18 protein-coding genes are annotated in these 17,977 nt (G+C 66.8%); 4 read left to right on the top strand and 14 right to left on the bottom strand.

Annotated features, from left to right (window positions below; translation table 11 throughout):
* Nucleotides 1–42: 42 nt before the first annotated feature.
* On the bottom strand, nucleotides 43–669 hold the full coding sequence (locus ACOQFL_RS10975; protein ID WP_435544025.1) for a TetR/AcrR family transcriptional regulator: 627 nt from the start codon (nucleotides 667–669) through the stop codon (nucleotides 43–45).
* A gap of 107 nt (nucleotides 670–776) precedes the next feature.
* Nucleotides 777–1,163: an SPW repeat domain-containing protein gene (locus ACOQFL_RS10970; RefSeq protein ID WP_435544024.1), complete on the bottom strand. Its 387-nt coding sequence runs from the start codon at nucleotides 1,161–1,163 to the stop codon at nucleotides 777–779.
* Between the two features lie 168 nt (nucleotides 1,164–1,331).
* Between ACOQFL_RS10970 and ACOQFL_RS10965 the strand changes: the two genes are divergently transcribed.
* Nucleotides 1,332–3,113, top strand: a complete 1,782-nt coding sequence (locus tag ACOQFL_RS10965; protein WP_435544023.1) for a coiled-coil domain-containing protein — start codon at nucleotides 1,332–1,334, stop codon at nucleotides 3,111–3,113.
* Between the two features lie 69 nt (nucleotides 3,114–3,182).
* On the opposite strand, the gene ACOQFL_RS10960 is transcribed toward ACOQFL_RS10965, so the two are convergent.
* The 11 genes from ACOQFL_RS10960 to nucS form a co-directional block, all read right to left on the bottom strand.
* Nucleotides 3,183–4,001: an alpha/beta fold hydrolase gene (locus ACOQFL_RS10960; RefSeq protein ID WP_435544280.1), complete on the bottom strand. Its 819-nt coding sequence runs from the start codon at nucleotides 3,999–4,001 to the stop codon at nucleotides 3,183–3,185.
* 246 nt (nucleotides 4,002–4,247) lie between these two features.
* Nucleotides 4,248–4,997 (bottom strand): alpha/beta hydrolase, encoded by a 750-nt coding sequence (locus tag ACOQFL_RS10955; RefSeq protein ID WP_435544022.1) that lies wholly within the window; start codon nucleotides 4,995–4,997, stop codon nucleotides 4,248–4,250.
* A gap of 165 nt (nucleotides 4,998–5,162) precedes the next feature.
* Nucleotides 5,163–5,471, bottom strand: coding sequence for an Rv1322 family protein (locus ACOQFL_RS10950; RefSeq protein WP_435544021.1), 309 nt, complete (start codon nucleotides 5,469–5,471; stop codon nucleotides 5,163–5,165).
* Nucleotides 5,472–5,768: 297 nt separating this feature from the next.
* Nucleotides 5,769–6,776: a DUF3558 domain-containing protein gene (locus tag ACOQFL_RS10945; RefSeq protein ID WP_435544020.1), complete on the bottom strand. Its 1,008-nt coding sequence runs from the start codon at nucleotides 6,774–6,776 to the stop codon at nucleotides 5,769–5,771.
* A 44-nt stretch (nucleotides 6,777–6,820) separates the two neighbouring features.
* Nucleotides 6,821–7,540: a dihydroxyacetone kinase phosphoryl donor subunit DhaM gene (gene dhaM, locus ACOQFL_RS10940; RefSeq protein WP_435544019.1), complete on the bottom strand. Its 720-nt coding sequence runs from the start codon at nucleotides 7,538–7,540 to the stop codon at nucleotides 6,821–6,823.
* On the bottom strand, nucleotides 7,540–8,175 hold the full coding sequence (gene dhaL / locus ACOQFL_RS10935) for a dihydroxyacetone kinase subunit DhaL (RefSeq protein ID WP_435544018.1): 636 nt from the start codon (nucleotides 8,173–8,175) through the stop codon (nucleotides 7,540–7,542). The genes dhaM and dhaL overlap by 1 nt, the downstream gene beginning before the upstream one ends.
* Before the next feature lie 125 nt (nucleotides 8,176–8,300).
* Nucleotides 8,301–9,296 (bottom strand): dihydroxyacetone kinase subunit DhaK, encoded by a 996-nt coding sequence (dhaK, locus tag ACOQFL_RS10930; RefSeq protein WP_435544017.1) that lies wholly within the window; start codon nucleotides 9,294–9,296, stop codon nucleotides 8,301–8,303.
* 326 nt (nucleotides 9,297–9,622) lie between these two features.
* Nucleotides 9,623–11,149, bottom strand: a complete 1,527-nt coding sequence (locus ACOQFL_RS10925; protein WP_435544016.1) for an aldehyde dehydrogenase family protein — start codon at nucleotides 11,147–11,149, stop codon at nucleotides 9,623–9,625.
* A gap of 192 nt (nucleotides 11,150–11,341) precedes the next feature.
* A complete protein-coding gene (locus ACOQFL_RS10920; RefSeq protein WP_435544015.1) occupies nucleotides 11,342–11,614 on the bottom strand; it encodes a hypothetical protein in 273 nt (90 codons plus the stop codon).
* Nucleotides 11,615–11,641: 27 nt separating this feature from the next.
* Nucleotides 11,642–13,321: a sodium:solute symporter family protein gene (locus ACOQFL_RS10915; protein WP_435544014.1), complete on the bottom strand. Its 1,680-nt coding sequence runs from the start codon at nucleotides 13,319–13,321 to the stop codon at nucleotides 11,642–11,644.
* A gap of 1,386 nt (nucleotides 13,322–14,707) precedes the next feature.
* Nucleotides 14,708–15,367 carry an endonuclease NucS gene (gene nucS / locus ACOQFL_RS10910; RefSeq protein WP_435544013.1) on the bottom strand — a complete coding sequence of 220 codons (660 nt, stop codon included), beginning with the start codon at nucleotides 15,365–15,367 and terminating at the stop codon, nucleotides 14,708–14,710.
* Nucleotides 15,368–15,461: 94 nt separating this feature from the next.
* Between nucS and ACOQFL_RS10905 the strand changes: the two genes are divergently transcribed.
* The gene (locus tag ACOQFL_RS10905; protein WP_435544012.1) at nucleotides 15,462–16,043 is read left to right on the top strand and encodes an NUDIX domain-containing protein; all 582 of its coding nucleotides are present in this window, start codon (nucleotides 15,462–15,464) and stop codon (nucleotides 16,041–16,043) included.
* Between the two features lie 76 nt (nucleotides 16,044–16,119).
* Entirely contained in the window at nucleotides 16,120–16,779 is a 660-nt protein-coding gene (locus tag ACOQFL_RS10900; protein ID WP_435544011.1) for a LysE family translocator, read from the top strand.
* 81 nt (nucleotides 16,780–16,860) lie between these two features.
* On the opposite strand, the gene ACOQFL_RS10895 is transcribed toward ACOQFL_RS10900, so the two are convergent.
* The gene (locus tag ACOQFL_RS10895) at nucleotides 16,861–17,250 is read right to left on the bottom strand and encodes a hypothetical protein (RefSeq protein WP_435544010.1); all 390 of its coding nucleotides are present in this window, start codon (nucleotides 17,248–17,250) and stop codon (nucleotides 16,861–16,863) included.
* 153 nt (nucleotides 17,251–17,403) lie between these two features.
* Between ACOQFL_RS10895 and ACOQFL_RS10890 the strand changes: the two genes are divergently transcribed.
* A complete protein-coding gene (locus ACOQFL_RS10890) occupies nucleotides 17,404–17,865 on the top strand; it encodes a Rieske (2Fe-2S) protein (RefSeq protein WP_435544009.1) in 462 nt (153 codons plus the stop codon).
* Nucleotides 17,866–17,977 lie beyond the last annotated feature (112 nt).

Below are 17,977 nucleotides of genomic sequence, written 5' to 3'. Positions count from 1 at the left end.
GGGCTCGGCTCGCCCTCCACCGACGGCACCGGGTAGTGGTTCTCAGGTTCCCCTGGGCCTGGGGTGCCACCGGGGTCTCGGATCGAGCGCGCGGGCGATCAGCCCGATCTCACTGTCCAGCAACGAGCGCGATTCGGGAAGCCGTGCGGTGGAGTGGCCGTGGTTGACAGCCCTGGCCAACAGCAGGGCAGCGGTGTCGATGTCATCGGCCCGGTCGTACGGCAGTACCGCTTCGATCACGCGACGGATCTGTTCGACCACCAGCTGGAAGCGGCGGCGCAGCGCAGCGCGTATCACTTCGTGTGTTTCGGCCTCCCGCCAGAGCAGGTGGCTGAGCACCGGCGAGGGCTGCACTCGTCGCTCCAGTTCGGCCACCAGCCCACGCAGACTGGCGGCCAGATCGTCGCGCACCACCACTTCCTCGCAGGGGACGCTCTGCTCCGGCAGCCGCTCGACGAGGGCCACCAGGAGGTCCTCCTTACGTCGGAAATAGTAGTGGATCAGTCCTTTGGGCACCCCGGCGTGCTCGGCGATCCTGGAGGTCGGTGTCGCGTCGAAGCCGGATTCCGCGAAAAGCCGGACGGCGGCGTCGAGTATGCGTTCCCGGGCTCCGGTCGAACCGACACCGGCGTTCCTCCCGCGCGCCGGAGGGCGACTACCGGCGGTCATCTCCGTGCTCTTTTCACTGGTCGCTGCCGAGCGCTCCACCGGTTCCGGTGTGCCGGTGGGGTGCGGCCCGGGTCGAGCGAGGGCCGCGTCCCACCGGTGAGCGGTCGTCAGTGCTGTCCCGCCATTCCCGAGCGGTGGGCCGAGTTGGCTTCCGGGAGCGCCGCGACTCCCACGACCACGGCCAGTACTCCCACCACCCAGGAAGTCCAGGCCGCGCCGCCGAAAGCGGCGAACCCGAGGGCCCAGGGCGAGATCACCAGCAGGATTCCGAGCAGCACGTGCGCGTACTCGCTCGTTATGGATCCCGGCATCGCGAGTGACCACACTCCGGAGAGACCGAGCAGCACGCCGAGCACGAGCATCGACGTCAGCGCCGCCGGACCGGTGAGAGTCCACAGCGTAGCCAGAATCAGATAAACACCCAGTATCACGGCTCCCCAGTCCTGCCACCGGGTCCAAGGCCGTGTCTGCGAACCAGCCGAACCACGAGCCATAGTCGATCACCTCTCCCTTGTGACCGCTGAAAACACATTCTCCTCCTTGGTTGGCCAGCCGGTCAAACTGTGAGACAGCTCGCATCGCGGGGCGGATTCCCGGCCTGTTCCGGACTCGGAGCGCGCACCGGACAACATCGACAACGGTTCGGAGGTAGCGTTAGTGCCATGGGTCTTGCCGACGATCGTGATCTGCTACCGCTGGGATCGGGCTTCGACATCGTTCGTAAGGGTGGCTACGACAGAGCCCAGGTCGACGAGCACCTGGAACGTATCGACGCGGACCTGCGCCTACTCACCTCGGATCGTGATGCGGCGGTCTCGCAGTCTGGGGAACTGTCCAAACAACTGGAATCGGCGCGCTCCGAGATCGAGAGCCTACGTGGACAGGTCGAGCGGCTGGGGCAACCGCCGACCACGATGGAAGGACTCAGCGAGCGCCTACAACGAATGCTGCGACTCGCCCAGGAGGAAGCGGGCGAGATCCGTTCCAAAGCGGAGAGTGACGCCGCCGAGCGGCGGGAACGCGCCGAGCGGGAGGCTACCGATCTCCGCAACCGCTACGAGCAGTTGATTTCCGAACTCGACTCACGACGTACCGAAATGGAGTCCGAGCACCGCTCGGTTCTGGAGACCGCGAGGGCCGAGGCCGAGCGCATCACGACCGAGGCCGAGGAGAACCGCAAGCGGGCCGACGAGGAGTCCGAGGCACGTCGTGCCCAGGTCGAGGAGGACTTCGAGATCGCTATGGCGGCTCGCCGCAGCGAGTCGATGCGAACCCTTGCCGACCAGGAGGCCAACAGCAAGGCCGAGGCCGAGCGCCGTGTCAGCGAGGCCGCCGAGGAGGCCGACCGCAGGTTGCGGGAGGCGAGTGGGGAGGCTCACCGCCGGGTCCAGGAAGCCACCGAGGAGGCCGAACGGCTCACCCGGGAGAGCACCGAGGCCGCGGAACAACGCGAACGGGAAAGCAAGCAAGCGGCCGAACAACGCGAACGCGAAAGCGTCGAGGCCGCCGAGAAGCGGGAACGCGAGAGCAGGGAAGCTGCCGAGAAGCGGGAACGCGAGAGCATCGAGGCCGCCGAGAAGCGCGAGCACGACAGCAAGGCCGAAGCCGAACGCCTGGTCACCGAAGCGCAGGAGCAGGCGAGGTTGACTACGCAACGTGCCACCGAGGAAGCCACCCGCCTGCTGGAGGAGGCCACCCTCGAGAGTGAGCGGCTGCGCGGCAGGGCACGTGCGGATGCCGAGGAGCGGATCACGGTCACCACTCAGGAGTGCGAACGGCGGTTGAACACGGTCGACGAACAGGTCGGCACCCTGACCGAGTTGCGCGACAGCGTGGCCGGAAAGCTGCGGGACGCGTCCGAGCTGCTCGGGCAGACCGCCCCGTTGCTGGACAGGCTCACCAACGACGACGAGGCGGAACAGCGGCTGCGGGAATCCGCCGCCACCGCCCGTGAGACGGCCCGGTTGGAAACGATCGCCGCGCTGGACGAACCGGAACGAAACAACGAGGAGACTTCCTCCTCCCAGGTGGACGGTACGGAAACGACCGGGACCAGTTCGGAGACATCGGACGAGGAGAACGGCAACACGGCGACGATAAGGTTCACGCGGGCCGACATCGAGAAGTCGGGGGCCACGCTCGCCGAGCCGTCCGGCAACGGTCACGCCGACTCGGAAACCCCCGATCCCGGCACCGAGGGGGAAGCGGCTTCCAACGGGGCGGCGCCGAGCGGGAAGGTATCGCTGGAGGCGGCCACGGAAAAGATCGACCTTTCGCAGCTTTCCCGGCAGGAGACGGAGAAGAACGGGGGCGTGGACGCCCACGATCCGCCGACCAGGCGGATCCCACTTCCCAACATCGGGCACGGCTCGTCCCCCACCGGGGACGACGATTCGGGGACCGAACCGGAACACGGCTCGGATCAGCCCGTCCAGCAACACTGATCGAGCATCCCGGTTATGTCGCCGGGGTACCCCGGTGCGCCCCGGGCAGTCCGTCGGGTGGGTCGTCGCTCATTCGCCCAACCATCCCCGCACGGCCTCGGCGAACGCCTCAGGCGTCTCCAGCGGGGAGAGATGCCCGGCTTCGGGCAGGGTGACGACCTCGGAGCGGGACAGCAGCGCCGCCGTGTCACGCGCGGACCGCGGTGGGGCGAGGGTGTCCTCGGTGCCCGCCAGCACCAGGGCCGGCCCCTGGTAGGCACGCAGTGTGTCGGAGTTGTCCGGGCGGTTCGCCATGGCACGCTGTGCCCAGGCGATCCCGGCGGAGGGTTGTTGCTCGACCAGCTCGCGTGCCTGCTCGACCACGTTGCCGCGTCGCTGCCGGGTGCTCTCGCCCAGGATTCCCGGCAGGGTGTTCTCGGCCAACCAACCCGTGGTCCCCTCCCGCTCGGCCCGATCGGCGATCCGCAGCCGGTTGTCGCGCTGTTCGGTGGAGTCCGCATCGGCCTTGGTATCGGCGAGGATCAGCCCCTCGAGCCGCTCGGGCGCCTTGCGTGCCATCGCCATCGCCACATAGCCGCCCATGGAACAGCCCGCCACGTACGCTCGCCGCAACCGCAGCTCGTCGAGCAGCGCGAGCACGTCCTCGGCGACCGTTTCCAGACTGGGTTCCTCCGGAACGGAGCGCGGTGACTCGTCGGAAGTGAGTTCGGTCGTGGTGGCCTCCCACGACGAGTGCCGCCCCATCCCGCGTTGATCGGGGGCGATGACTCTGACGTGGTCCTCGAGTTCGCTACGCACCCCCTGCCACATCCGTGCGTCCACCGGGAACGCGTGCAGCAGCACGAGCGGCGTCCCGACTCCTGACTCGACGTAGTGCACGATCTCCATAATGCCGTAACGGATCACCACACGCGCGGTGTGGTGATCTTCCGGTGCGTGCTCGCCGAGTCAGGGCGGTGGAAATCCGTTGGAGAACCGCGTCCCGGAGCAATGCGGGGCGTGCGTGCCAAGGGGAGCCACCGCGGCTGTGCACTGACCGAGCGGGAGTTGCCGACAGAGGGGACCGGAACTACTCACTGCGATCTTCCGCCCCGATCGCTGTTGGGGCCACCGGGCGAACGCCGCCGCGGACTCTCAGGAGTCCACGATCGTCACCTGGTGGGTGTCGACCTCACCGTCCCAGTAGCGGGGCAACGGGTTGGGAACCTCCGGAGCGACCGCACGGACTACGGCATCGAGCGCCTGGTCGGCCTTGCCGACCCACAGGTGCTTGGTGTCGGGGAATCCGGTGACCTCGGCCTGGGTCAGCGGGGCGAACCTTCGGCGTGCCTCCTCGGGACGCAGATAGTCGTCAAATTCCGGGATCAGGGCGTGCACCGGTTTTCCGGACTCGGCCCAGGCACGCAGATGCCGCTCTTCGCTCCAGCGCAGCGGCGGGGAAAGGAGCACCGCACCCGTGACGGACGGGTCCAGACCGTGCACCAGCGTCAGATCGGTGCCGAAGGACCAACCGAGCAACCAGACATCGGGCAGATCGTGGAACTCGGCGTACTCCAGTGCCGCGGCGACATCGAAACGCTCCGATTCGCCGTTGTCGAAGGCACCGTCGCTGCGGCCCGCCTCGCTCGCGGTGCCGCGCGTGTTGAAGCGCAACACGGCGAGATCGGCCAGCGCGGGCAACCGCCAGGCCGCCTTGCGCAGCAGATGCGAGTCCATCATCCCACCGTGGGTGGGCAACGGATGCAGGCACACCAGGGTGGCTCGGGGGGAACGGTGCTGTGGCAGGGCGAGTTCACCCACCAGTCGCAGACCGTCCGCGGTGTGCAGCGTGATCGGCTCACGGCGGCCCGGGAGCACGGTGTTGGCGCGGATTTCGGTGCTCATCGTCGCGATCCTGCCACGAAGGGGTGAGGCTGCGGTGTCGGGTCGGCACAGGAGTTCCCCTGGTCACTCCGAGGCGGGCAGCGGTTCGTCCACCGCGGAACTCGACGGGCACTGCCGGTGATCCGGCTGCTGTAGAAGCCCGTGGCGATCTCCGCTCCACGGGGCTTACCTGAGGCCGAATCCGCGTCCACTGCGTTTGCGGGCGTTCCAGCATCCGGTGTGCCAGTGGCGGCGATCCCGCACGGTGCCGTACTCGTCGGCGGGCCAAGCGACGACATGTCCCACCCCGGGACGTATCTCGTGGTCACAGCCGGGACAACGGTAGTCCTTCTGCGCCTGGGCGGCCGGTACGGTTCGCACGATCCAGTCACCGTCCGGTCCCGTCTCGGTACGCGCGAAACCGAAACCGGACCCGAGCGGGCGCGCCGTGGACTCCGGTCTACGAGAACTCTTGGGGCGGTTGCGGCGGGGCACATCCCAACGTTAACCGGCGGGTTCAGCCCCCGAAAGCACCTCCCCGCCCGGGGTGTCCACGGCATGGCCGACCCGAACGCTGTTCACGATCTAGGACCCCTCCGGGCCGAGCTGCCTCGCCTTGCCGTTGCGTCGGTGCGGCGTAAATTTCCCACGAAATCGCCGGGCCCTCGGTACGGTGCCGAGTCCGCACCACGACCGCAGGAGAAACTCCCACCACCCTCGCAGCAGGACCGACCGCGGGAGGTTCCGCCAAGTGAGGGGCCGGGACAACCACGGTGACGACTTCGTGCCGAGTCACCGTTCCGGGAGTTCGGGCCATACCCGCTCGGCCAGTCCGCGTGCGTACTCGCAGGCCCGCACCCCGTCGGCCTCCGGCAGAAAGACCACCAGCATAGCGACCTCGACCTCACCGGCAGCGGGATCCCCGAATGGGATGTGGCCCGTCTCCGCGGCGCACAGCCCCACCTTCGGGTCGTCGCCGATGATGTCGACCACGGTACGTCTGCCCGCGGTGCGCTCCACCACGGCCGTGGCATCCCGCCTGCGCGGTGGTTCTCCCGCGGTGAGCGTCAGTTCCACACTGGGTACCCGAATGCTCTCACCGCCCCAACGACACCGGTGCCCGGCGGGACCGGCCTGCCGCTCGGCTCGCCGCAGCCCCGCGACCCGGTGCACGACCTCCGTCGGCAGCAACCCGCACGAATCCGTCCTGGCCAGCGAGTTCGGCGGAAAATCCCGATGCTCGACCCCACCGGCCAGCACGGCCTCGGCGGCGGCCTCCGCTCCCGCACCGGCTACGGTGCACAGTCCCACCTCCGGATCGCCGGAGAGCAGGTCGACGTCGACGCTCATGGCGATCCCGTCGGAGAACAGGATCCGCCTACCGCAGTGCTCGGGAACCGGAGGCTCGTCGACCACGCGGAGGCCACCGACGTGCCGGACGGGATTGCCGGAGGTCAGCTCGGCGGCGTTCACGTCGTGCAGTCGTCCCACGGCCAGTTGCAGCAGTCCGCCGGACTCCGGACGCAGATGGAACAGGCAGTAGTCCAACGAGACGGTGTCGGCGCGAGTCACTCTCCCGAACCGTTCGAGCTGCCGTGTCCGCAACAACCCGCACGGCTCGAGCGTGGACAGGTCCCCCAGCACGGCGCTGGAGATTCCCCGTTCTTCCCGGCGCGTGGCATCCCGGGAGGGAAACACCGCACAACCGGCGAGCAGTCCGAGCAGCAGCCCGAGCACCACGAGGGACCGGACACTTCGGTAGCGCGAGCGCGTGGCCACGCGTTCTTCACCGGTGAACATACGGAACGATCCGCACCCCGAAACTGTTCGACGTGCCGTCGGGCTCACCCTTCGAAATCGCTATCGGCCAGCTCGGTCACGCGTCGCAGGGCCGACTCGGCGTCCGGACCGGTGGCCTGCAGCCCGATGCGGTCGCCCTGGCGCGCCCCGAGTCCCATGACACCGAGCACGCTGCGGGCGTCCGCGGAGTTCTCGCCCGCGGTGATGGTGACCTCCGCGTCGAACCCGGTCAACGCGCGCGCCAACAGCGCGGCGGGCCTGGCGTGCAGTCCGACTTCGTTACGCAGGACCAGTTCCTGTTCCGCTCGTGGAGATGTCGAGGTGGGCGCCTCGGTTCCGGAATCCGTGCCTTCGGCCGCGGTGGTGGCTTGTTCGGGGGATTCGACGATTCCTCCCACGGCGCGTTCCGCCGCGTCGACAACGGTTTTCAGCCCGTCGCCTCCCTGCGCCGAGGCAGCGGCGGCGACGGCTCCCTCGACGAGTGGAGCCTCCGCCACCGCGGCGGTGTCCGGATCGGCCAGCGACTCGACGGCGAGTTCCGCCGTCATGCGAGCGCTGCCCAGGTCGTACAACAACACCACCCCGGCACCGGTGTCGGCATCGGCCAGAGCGGCGGAGGTCGCCTCGAAGTCGGTTCCGAGACCTCCGGCCGACATGCCGCCCGCGGGCTCGGCCCTGACATCGGGAGCGAGCTGCCCCAGCAGTTCGACCACCCCACGCGCGAGGGCGTCGCTGTGCGAAACGATCACAAGTCCGACCGGCATCACTCGGCTCCTTCGACGTCGGCGAACGCGGCCAGCAACAAGGCCACGGAACGGGCTCCCGGGTCGAGGTGCCCGGCACTGCGGTCCCCGAGGTAGGAAGCGCGCCCCTTCCTGGCGACCAGCGGCACGGTGGAGCGCGCCCCCACCTCGGCCGCCTCGGCCGCCGCCGACAGGGCCCCGACCGGCTTGCCACCCCGGCCCGCGCTCTCCTCCGCGGCACGCACGGCCGGGAACAGCGCATCGATCATCGTCTTGTCCTCGGGCTCCGCCTTGCCGCGGGCCACGACACCGTCCACGCTCGCACGCAACGAGGCCGCGATCGCCGTGGCGTCGAGTGATTCGGCGTCCCCGGCGGTGGATGCCGCGCGCAGGAAGGCGGTACCGAACAACGGACCGGCTGCCCCACCCACGGAGGAGATCAGGGTGGTGGCCACCAGTTTGAGGACGGCACCGGGTGTGGGCGGGTCGGCGAGCTCCAGTTGTGCCACCACCGCGCGGAACCCCCGGTCCATGTTCTCCCCGTGGTCGCCGTCACCGATCGCTCTGTCCAGTTCGACCAGCTCGTCGCGGTGGGCGGACATCACCTCGGCACCCCGACGTACCGCGGCGGTGACTTCTCGTGCCGTGCAAGACATGCGGTCCTCTATCCTGTCTTCGGGAGTCCTCACGCGACAACCGGAGTACTCGCGCGGGAATACGGCGGGACGAACCATCGGGGCGGGACGACACCGGACGAGCATTCGCGCCCACCCCGAGGGTGTCACCAGGTCAGTGCGGGAGTACTCACCGGCGCGTCCCACAATTGCCGCAGCTCGTCATCCAGCTTGAGCAGTGTAAAGCTCATTCCCTGCATTTCCAGACTGGTGATGTACGGTCCGACCAGTCTCCGGGTGACGCGGACACCGCGTTCCGCGAGGAACCGCTCGGCGACACCGTGCGCGAGGTACAGTTCCGTCGGAGGCGTTCCCCCCATCGAGTTGGTGAACAACAGCACCTCGTCACCCTCCCGGAACGGCAGATCCTCCAGAATCGGCTCGAGCAGCCGTTGCACGATCCGGTCGGCCGACTCCAGCTCGACCCGTTCCCTGCCGGGCTCGGCGTGGATGCCCACACCGATCTCCATCTCGTAGTCGGCGAGCTCGAAGCTCGGTTCACCCACGTGGGGGACGGTGGGAGCGGTCAACGCCATCCCCATGGAACGCACCCCGGCGCTGACGCGCTCGGCGATCTCGTGGCAGCTCGCCAGATCGTGACCTCGTTCGGCGGCGGCACCGACGATCTTCTCCAGCAGGACGGTCCCGCCCACCCCGCGCCGCCCCGCGGTGTGGGTGGAGTCCCGTACCGCCACGTCGTCCTGGAGCAGGACGGTGCGTACTCCGATGTCCTCCCCCGCTGCCAGCTCGGCGGCGGTCTCGAAGTTGAGCACGTCGCCGGTGTAGTTCTTGACCACCAACAACGTTCCCGCACCGCCGTCCACTTCCCGGACAGCTGCCTGCACGGCGTCCGGGGTGGGGGAAGTGAACACCGCCCCCGGTACGGCGGCGTCCAGCATCCCGGAACCGACGAACCCGACGTGCAGCGGCTCGTGCCCGGAACCTCCGCCGGAAACCACGGCCACCTTGTCGGCCACCGGGGCGTCGATGCGTGCCACGAAGTCCGGATCCAGGTGGATTCGCAACCGATCGGGGTAGGCGGCGGCCATGCCGCGCAGCGCGTCGCTCACGATATCGGCGGGAGCGTTGATGATCTTCTTCACTGGCGACCTCCTGACAGACCGTGGCACTTTCGGCCCGGCTCACCGCTGGATTTTCGAAACCGATACCTACCGGAGCCGGCCCACACCGGACGAATCCGCCCTAGGCCCGAGCCGGCCGCCCTGGTCGTGAACGGTTCCGCTTACCCAGGATCCTTCGGGAGACCACAGTCCGGCAACAGTCGAGTACCGGCCAGTCGAAAAGTCGTTCCGCCGGCCCCTCGGAGGCGGTCCGTCCGTACCCCGGTGGCCGGGTCCGTACCCGGAGCCCGGCGAGACACCCTCGAACGGGTGCCGGGTGGGGCGGGTGCGGTGTAGCGGCGGAAGCCTCACCGGCGTCCGCGAATCAGTTTCATCAGGCGCACCAGATACCGCACGGTCCGCGCGGAACGGCCGAAGGTCATCGGATCGATCGGCATGCGGAACCTGGTCCGGGTGACGGACTGTGCCCTGGCGAACTCCCGCAGCCCGTCGGCACCGTGAATCCGGCCGAAGCCGGAGTCCCCCACCCCGCCGAACGGCAGAGCAGGCACGGCGGCGAACGAGATCACCGAGTTCACCGCGACCATGCCGGTGCGCATGCGACGCGCCAGTGCCATCCCCCTGGAGCGTGAGAACACCGTTCCGCCGAGGCCGTAGTCACCGGCGTTGGCGCGTTCGACGCCTTCTTCGGCGGCACTCACCCGGTTGATCACGATTGTGGGTCCAAAGGTCTCCTCCGTGACAGCGGCCGAGTCCTCGGGCACGTCGGTGAGCACCACCGGAGCCACGTACGGTGGGCGAACCGAGGTCTCACCGCCCAGTTCGGCCTTCCCACCGGAGCGGACGGCATCGGCGATGTGCTCACGGATCACCTCCACCTGCGAATCCATCGTGATGGGACCGAGGTCGGCGGTGGGCTCTCCGCCGGGGCGCAACTTCTCCGCGCGCTCGAGTACCAGCTGGACGAACCGGTCGGCCACGGAGTCGACCACGTAGACGCGTTCCACCCCGATGCAGGTCTGTCCCGCGTTGGAGACGGCTCCCCACACCGCGGCCTCGGCGGCAGCACGCAGGTCGGCGTCCGAATCCACGATCAGGGCATCCTTGCCACCGCACTCCACCAGCACCGGAGTCAGCGACTCCGAACACGTGGCCATCACCCGCTTGCCGGTCTCGGTCGAACCGGTGAAAGCGATTTTGTCCGTCTCGGCACGACACAGCGCTGCACCGGTGTCACCGAATCCGGTCACCACCTGCAGTACGGGCTGTTCGGGAACCACCTCGGCGAAGGTCCGCCGCAGCCACTCCCCCACACCAGGGGTGAGCTCGCTGGGTTTGAACACCACCGAGTTGCCCGCGGCCAGTGCGTAGGCGATGGATCCCATCGGGGTGAACGCGGGATAGTTCCACGGCCCGATGACTCCCACCACGCCGAAGGCGCGGTACTCCACGGTGGCGGCCTGGTTGGCCATGAGGGCACCCGCGGAAACTCCGCGCCTGCGGAGCACCTTGGGCGCGTTGGTGGCCGCCCAGTGCAGATGGTCCACGACGAGCACCAGCTCGAGCCTGGCGTCGTCCATCGGCTTGCCGGTCTCCGCGGCGATCAGCTCCGCGGCCTCGTCCAACCGCGAGACCAGCAGCCTGCGCCAGACATCCAGCCTGAGTTTCCGCTGGTGGAAGCCCAGTTCCTCCCACCAGTGCTGGGCGTCGCGAGCGGTGCGGACGGCGTCGGCGACGTGCTCCCCGTCGTGAATCGGGTGAGTGTCCACCACTTCACCGGTACGCGGGTCGATCGATTCGAAGGTGGAACCGGGCGAGGTGTCGGCCGTCTTCTCGACAGGTGCCTCGACACCGCCACGGGCGGTCTGGGTCATGCTCGGCCTCCCCACCGGTCGGTGTTCGCCGGTCGCGACGTCGCTGATGTGACGCAGCCTACGCAATTCGGCCGGACGACGACGCACGCGACCTCCGCGCGGGCACGTGCCCGCGCGGAGGTTCAACGAATCATCGGCTCACCGGTTGCGCCGAGCCCGCGACCAGGGAAACGGGGAGCCGACGAGCTCTCACTAGGACTCGTTCTCCGAGTCGGTGGGAACGACGATCGGACGCAACCAACCCCAGAGGATGAAGGAACCGGCGAAGATCAGCATGCCGATACCGCTCCAGAGGTTGATGTTGATTCCCGCCGCCTGGTCGATCTCCTGCGAGCTGGTGCCGAACAACCCCATCAGGGTGCAAACCAGACCGTAGAGCACGAACAGCGCGGCGATCACCTGGCGAACGTCGAACACTCCGGCACGCTGCCCGCTGCGGGAGCCGTTCTCGTTGGATGCGCTCATACTTGCCTCCCGATATGGCGAACGCGGTTACCCGAAGACGATGTTGAGGATGATGACTATCACCAACACGATCCCGGCCAGCAGCGCGGGCCTGCGGTACCAGCCCGCGTCCTCTCCGGTGTTCGAGGCGGTGCGCTCCTCCTTCGGGGTCAGTCCGTAAACCAGGCCGACCAGCTCGGCGGCGGGCTTGGGCCTGGTGGCCAGGCTGACCACGACGCTGACGAGGATGTCGACCACGAAGGCCGCGCCTGCTCCGACGAAGCTCGCTCCCTGGCCCGGCAGGTCCAGCACACCGGTCTCTGCCATCAGGAAGACGCTCAACGAGGCAGCGGTACCACACACGAGACCGGACCAACCGGCCGCCGGGGTCATTCGCTTCCAGAACATACCGAGGATGAACGTGGCGAACAACGGCGCGTTGAACAGCGAGAACAGCTGCTGCAGATAGTCCATCAGGTTCGAGTAGCCCGAAGCGATGAACGCGGTACCGATCGCGATGACCGTGGAGCCCACCGTGACCCAGCGACCCATGTTCAGGTAGTAGCTGTCCGGGCGGTTCCGGACGATGTAGGCCTGCCAGATGTCGTAGGTGAACACGGTGTTGAACGAACTCAGGTTCGCGGCCATACCCGCCATGAACGATGCCAGCAGTCCGGCGAGCGCGATTCCCAGGATGCCGTTGGGCAGCAGGTCACGCATCAGCAGCAGGAGGGCGTCGTTGTACTCGACGTTACCCTCACCCGTCTGCTTGAACACCATCATTTCCTGGACGGACGCACCGGCGATCATACCGGGGATGATCACCAGGAACGGGATGAGCATCTTCGGGAAGGCACCGATGATCGGGGTGCGCTGCGCGGCGGACATGCTCTTGGACGCCATCGCACGCTGGACCTCGACGAAGTTGGTGGTCCAGTAGCCGAACGCCAGCACGAAGCCGAGCCCGAAAACGATCCCCAGCACCGACAGGAAGTTGCTGCCGAACCCGGTGAGTTCGTTGCCCGGCCAGGCGGAGAGTTCGTTGGCACCGTACTGGGTGCTCACCTTGTCCACCAGACCGGACCAACCGCCGACCTTGATCATGCCGACGATGGTCAGCGGGAGCAGCGCGGCGACGATGACGAAGAACTGCAGTACCTCGTTGTAGATCGCCGCGGAGAGGCCACCGAGACCGGTGTAGCTGAGCACGATCAACGCGGCGATGACCACGGAGATCCACAGCGGCCAGCCGAGCAGGACGTTGACGATGCTGGCGAGCAGGAACAGGTTCACACCCGCGATGAGCAGCTGCGCCACCGCGAAGCTGATGGCGTTGACCAGATGCGCGGGTTTACCGAAACGGCGCAGCATGAATTCCGGAACGCTGCGCACCTTCGAGCCGTAGTAGAACGGCATCATCACGACACCGAGGAACAGCATCGCCGGGATGGCACCGACCCAGAAGTAGTGCATCGTCGGCATGCCGTACTGGGCGCCGTTGGCGGACATTCCGATGATCTCGACGGCACCGAGGTTGGCCGCGATGAAGGCCAGCCCGGTCACCCACGCGGGCAGTGACCGCCCGGACAGGAAGAAGTCGAGACTGCTCGACACCGAACGACGCGCCAGGAGCCCGATCCCGAGCACGAACGCGAAGTAGAGCGCGAGCAGCAGATAGTCGACCGGCCCGGCGTCCAGTCGAAGCTGCTCCTGGGCTAGCACATGCACGCTACCCCACCTCCAAATTAAACAAGTTCAAACGGTAATCACCATTCACCAAAGCAGGTGAACAATACCCCACAGTGCGCCGGGTCACAGAGGGGCCGATATCAATTCGTTGACTACGGACGCTAAATCGATCAGGCACGCTCAGCCAAGCGGCCAAACGGAAGATCATCCTAGCCGATCAGGAGTAGTCCGCACTACGACATCCGGCTCGGCACGGAGGCGCCGCTCGAGTTCGTGGCCGCACGGCAGCGCCGAACCGGAACGAAAACGGGAACCAACACGAGCGCAACCGAGTGTTGAACACCGCACAGTACGACAGGAAAGATCAACAAATAGCCACCGAGAGTAGCCATGAAAATGAATCACGCTCGAACATTCGGAAGAGTCTCGCCACCGTGGCATCCAACTGAACACACACAGTCGAAAATCCGCACCACACAACCGCTACACGGGCCACTACCAGGGAGAGATATTAACCCGAAAAGTGCAGTAAATTCCGAACATCTACCACGGAAAGGAAGTCACAAATAACATCATATCGACCACAGGAGGTGAATCGATGAGCATCGCCGCCGTACTGGCACTACTGGCCGTGACACTGGTGGTGGGCCCCTGGTTGCTACTGCGCTGGCTCTCCACCACACCGCGGCGCGGCACACCTCATGGGTGAAGCGGCTCGCTCGCGGAACAGGTCCGACCCCGAGCTGCCGAGCGAGGAGGCACTTCCATGAGTGGACGGACCCCACAGTCGGGGACGTCGTGGACAGGACATCGGTGGCTGCCCGGCGAACACCGAGTGTCGACCGGAGCCGTGACGGAGCCGTCCGTCGTGGCGCATCGTGCCGCTGCCCCGGGGGACGACACCACCGCTGTGCTCACTCCGACAGCTCTTACATCGAAACGCGGCAAGGAAACCGAACAGTGACGGCTCCCGTTATTCCCGAAACACTTCCTCCCGTCGATGCGGAGCCGCTGCCGCGAGCACCACGCCCCTGCCGGACACATCGTTACGTAACCGCGTTCCGGGGCGAACTGCCACGACAGCACTCCCCGGGAGCCACCGCCCCATCGCCGTACCGCCCTTCCGGCTTCCCCGACCAAACTTGGAGTCCACCTCGGGTGAGCTCGCCGGACATGGAGCTGATGGAACGGATTCTGAACGGACTCCGCAGCCTACGGTAATTCTCATCAACTCGAGGACCGAGATGGTCGCGCGGCTGGTTGCGAGAGCGGGCGTAGGCGGCTGCGCCGCCTGTTCGTCAATTTCCCACGAAATCGCCGCACCTCCGGCACTCCCGTGCCGAGCTCCCACCAGGCCCCCGATCGAGACCGCCCCGAGTGGCGACTCCACGGAACCGACTCGGCGAACCGCTTCCCGAGCGGCATTCAGAAGAGCCGGTACTCGTCCGGTGTGATTCCCCGCAGTCGTTCGTAGTCCAGCGTCACACAGCGGATGCCGCGGTCCTCCGCGAGCGTACGTGCCTGTGGTTTGATCTGCTGCGCCGCGAAAACACCGCCGACCGGTGCCAGCACCGGGTCACGGTTGAGCAGCTCGAGATACCGGGTCAACTGTTCGACTCCGTCGATCTCGCCGCGCCGTTTGATCTCGACGGCGACATTGCTGCCCTCGGAGTCGCGGCACATCAGGTCGACCGGCCCTATCGGGGTCGGATACTCCCGGCGTACCAGACTCCAACCGTCACCGAGTGTGCTGACGTGTTCGGCGAGCAACTGCTGCAGGTGCGACTCGACGCCGTCCTTGACCAACCCCGGTTCCGCCCCCAACTCGTAGTTGGAGTCCTGCAGGATCTCCTTGACGTCGATGACCAGCTTCTCGCCCGCCTTGTTCTGCACGGTCCACACATCGGGATCCTCGATCAGCCAGCAGGGCGGACTCATCCAGTTCAACGGCTTGTAGGCTCGGTCATCGGAGTGCACGGACACCGAACCATCGGCTTTGATCAACAGTAGTCGTGTCGCCAACGGCAGATGAGCGTTGAGCCTGCCGATGTAGTCGACCTTGCAGGAAGCGATTACCAGACGCACTCGACAGAGCGTAAAGGCAAGACTCACCACTTCCGACAACCGCCTACCGGAACCACATCCGGAACCGGGGCCACATCCGAAGCGGACGGAGCAGATGCGAACCGAGAGCAGTAGGCAGGTTTACGCCAATGCGTGGATGACCGTCCGGGAGGACGCCGTCCGACGTGCCGACGGTTCCGACGGGATTTACGGCGTCGTGGACAAGCCCAACTACGCTCTGATCATACCGCTGGAAACCGGTGAAGTGAGCGATGTTCCGGGGGCCGAACGAGTACAGCTGGTCGAACAGTACCGCTATCCACTGGGGATACGCCGTTGGGAGTTTCCGCAGGGAACCGCACCCGGTCTGGTCGAGCTCGACGAGCTGGATCTAGCCGGGCGCGAGCTGCGCGAGGAGACCGGCCTACGGGCCGAGCGTCTCGTCGAACTCGGTTCGCTGGACGTGGCGCCCGGACTGTCCAGCCAACGGGGCCGTGCCTTCCTCGCCACCGGCCTCACCCCCGGTGAGCACGAACGTGAACCGGAGGAACAGGACATGCGCTCGGCCTGGTTCACACGTGCGGAATTCGAAGGGATGATTCGACAGTGTGCGGTAACCGATGCGCAGTCCATCGCCGCCTACACGCTGTTGTTGCTGCACGAACGAAGCGGAACGGACGAGGCGAACGGCTCGTAGCGGGAGCGCACGACGCGGTGCTCCCGTGTCGTCGGAACCGATGATAACCGAGGCCCCTGACACCTAACCTCGGAACGTGCCCGATCAACTGTTGCCGTTCCTGGTCCTGGCCGCCCTGATCACGATAACCCCCGGCCCCGACATCACCCTCGGGCTGCGCAACAGCCTGCGTGGCGGAACGAGCGCGATGTGGTGGACCGGACTCGGATGCTGCAGCGGGCTGGTGGTGCACGCGACGGCCTCGGTCATCGGGCTGTCAACCGTGCTGGCCACTTCGGCCACTGCCTACGCGGTGCTCCGGACGGCCGGAGCGGGATATCTGCTCTGGCTGGGATTCCAGAGCCTGCTGGGGGCCGTACGTGCGAACCGGACGCGCACGACACCGTCCGAGCCGGGTGTCACAGCCGCCCCGGCAGCCCTCGGAAGAAGTGTGGCTTACCGCCAGGGGCTTTTGAGCAACCTGCTCAATCCGAAGATCGCCGTGCTGTTCCTGACACTGTTGCCCCAGTTCATCGGGCCGAACGAACCACACGCGAGGACATCACTGCAACTGGCACTGGCGTTCATCGCGGTCGGACTGCTGTGGTGGCGGCTGACTTCCTGGTTGTTCGGCAGCATCCAAGGCGCGCTGCGCCGCCGCTGGTTCCGTCCAGCGCTGGAGTCGACCACCGGCCTGGTGCTGATCGCGTTGGGACTGCGCGTGGCCTTCACCACTTGGCGGGACGGCATACCTTGAACATCCGTTCGGTAGGCCATCGCGATACTCGCGTCCCCTTCCAGCGAGTGGCAGCACTCGCGGAACGGGGCGGTACGAAGCTCAGTCGTGGCTGCCGAGCAGTAGCAACGGGACCGCGGCCACGATCACGATGCCCTCGGCGACCCCGGCCAGCAACTGCGGAACTCCCATCGCCACCTCCTCGGAACCGAACAAGCCGATGGTGACGGCGAGGAGGAAGGCAACCAGCGTGAGAACACCGAAACCGAGCGCACCGAGCACGGGAAGCCAGTGCTTCCACCACAGCAACACGAACGCGAGTACCACACCCGCGACCGCGTTGAGCAGAAAGAGCGGCCCGATCACCGCTACGTCGCGCACACCTTGAGCCCAGAGTTCGAGGTGGACCACAGCGGACATGAGCAGTCCTGTCGCCACCAGTGTCCTCAACAGCTCGACGATTGCGCGTCCGGCTTGGTCAGAAGGGCTCATGGTTTTTCCAGCTCCGCCGTCGAAGTGTCCGTCACCGGGTCCGCCGTTGCGAGGCGCGTTCCGATCGGTTCCCGGAACGCTGTACCGCACTCGGCGACCGTGCCACTATGCCGGTATCGTGCGGTTCGACGCGAGTGACAGCTCGGAGGCGAAATGAGTTCCGAACGAGCGACCTCCCGGCGTCGATTCCTGGTCACCGGAGGGGCCGTCGCGGGCATGACGGCGTTGAGCGGCTGCGGGGACGGTTCCTACAACGGTTCCTCGTTGACAACCACCGAAGAGACCGGCTCATCGACGGGGGAAAGCCCGAAACAAGGCAGCGCACTGGCACGTGTGGACGAGGTTCCGGTCGGTGGCGCGCTGATAACCGAGGGACCCGAGAACGAACAGATCGCGCTGGCCCAGCCGAGCGAGGGGGAGTTCACCGCGCACAGTGCGGTGTGCACTCACATGGGATGCACGGTGCGGGCCGATGGCGACCAGCTGCGCTGCCCCTGCCACAACTCGGTGTTCGAATCCTCCTCGGGTGAGGTGGTCAGTGGTCCGGCCCGCACCGCGCTTCCCGGGATCGCTGTGCACGTGGAAGGGGAGCGGATCGTCACCGGAGAGGGCTGATCGAGTTTCTCACCCCGAGATGTCGACGGGACGTCCGGTGGAACCTCCTGCTCGCTCGGCGCGATAAGACGTGCGAGCGAGCAGGGTCCCACACCGGGCTGTCGGAGTGATC

Origin of the sequence: Actinopolyspora sabaoui (assembly GCF_051225635.1) — a bacterium.
Taxonomy (GTDB): domain Bacteria; phylum Actinomycetota; class Actinomycetes; order Mycobacteriales; family Pseudonocardiaceae; genus Actinopolyspora.
This window is presented reverse-complemented; position numbering and strand designations above follow the sequence as displayed.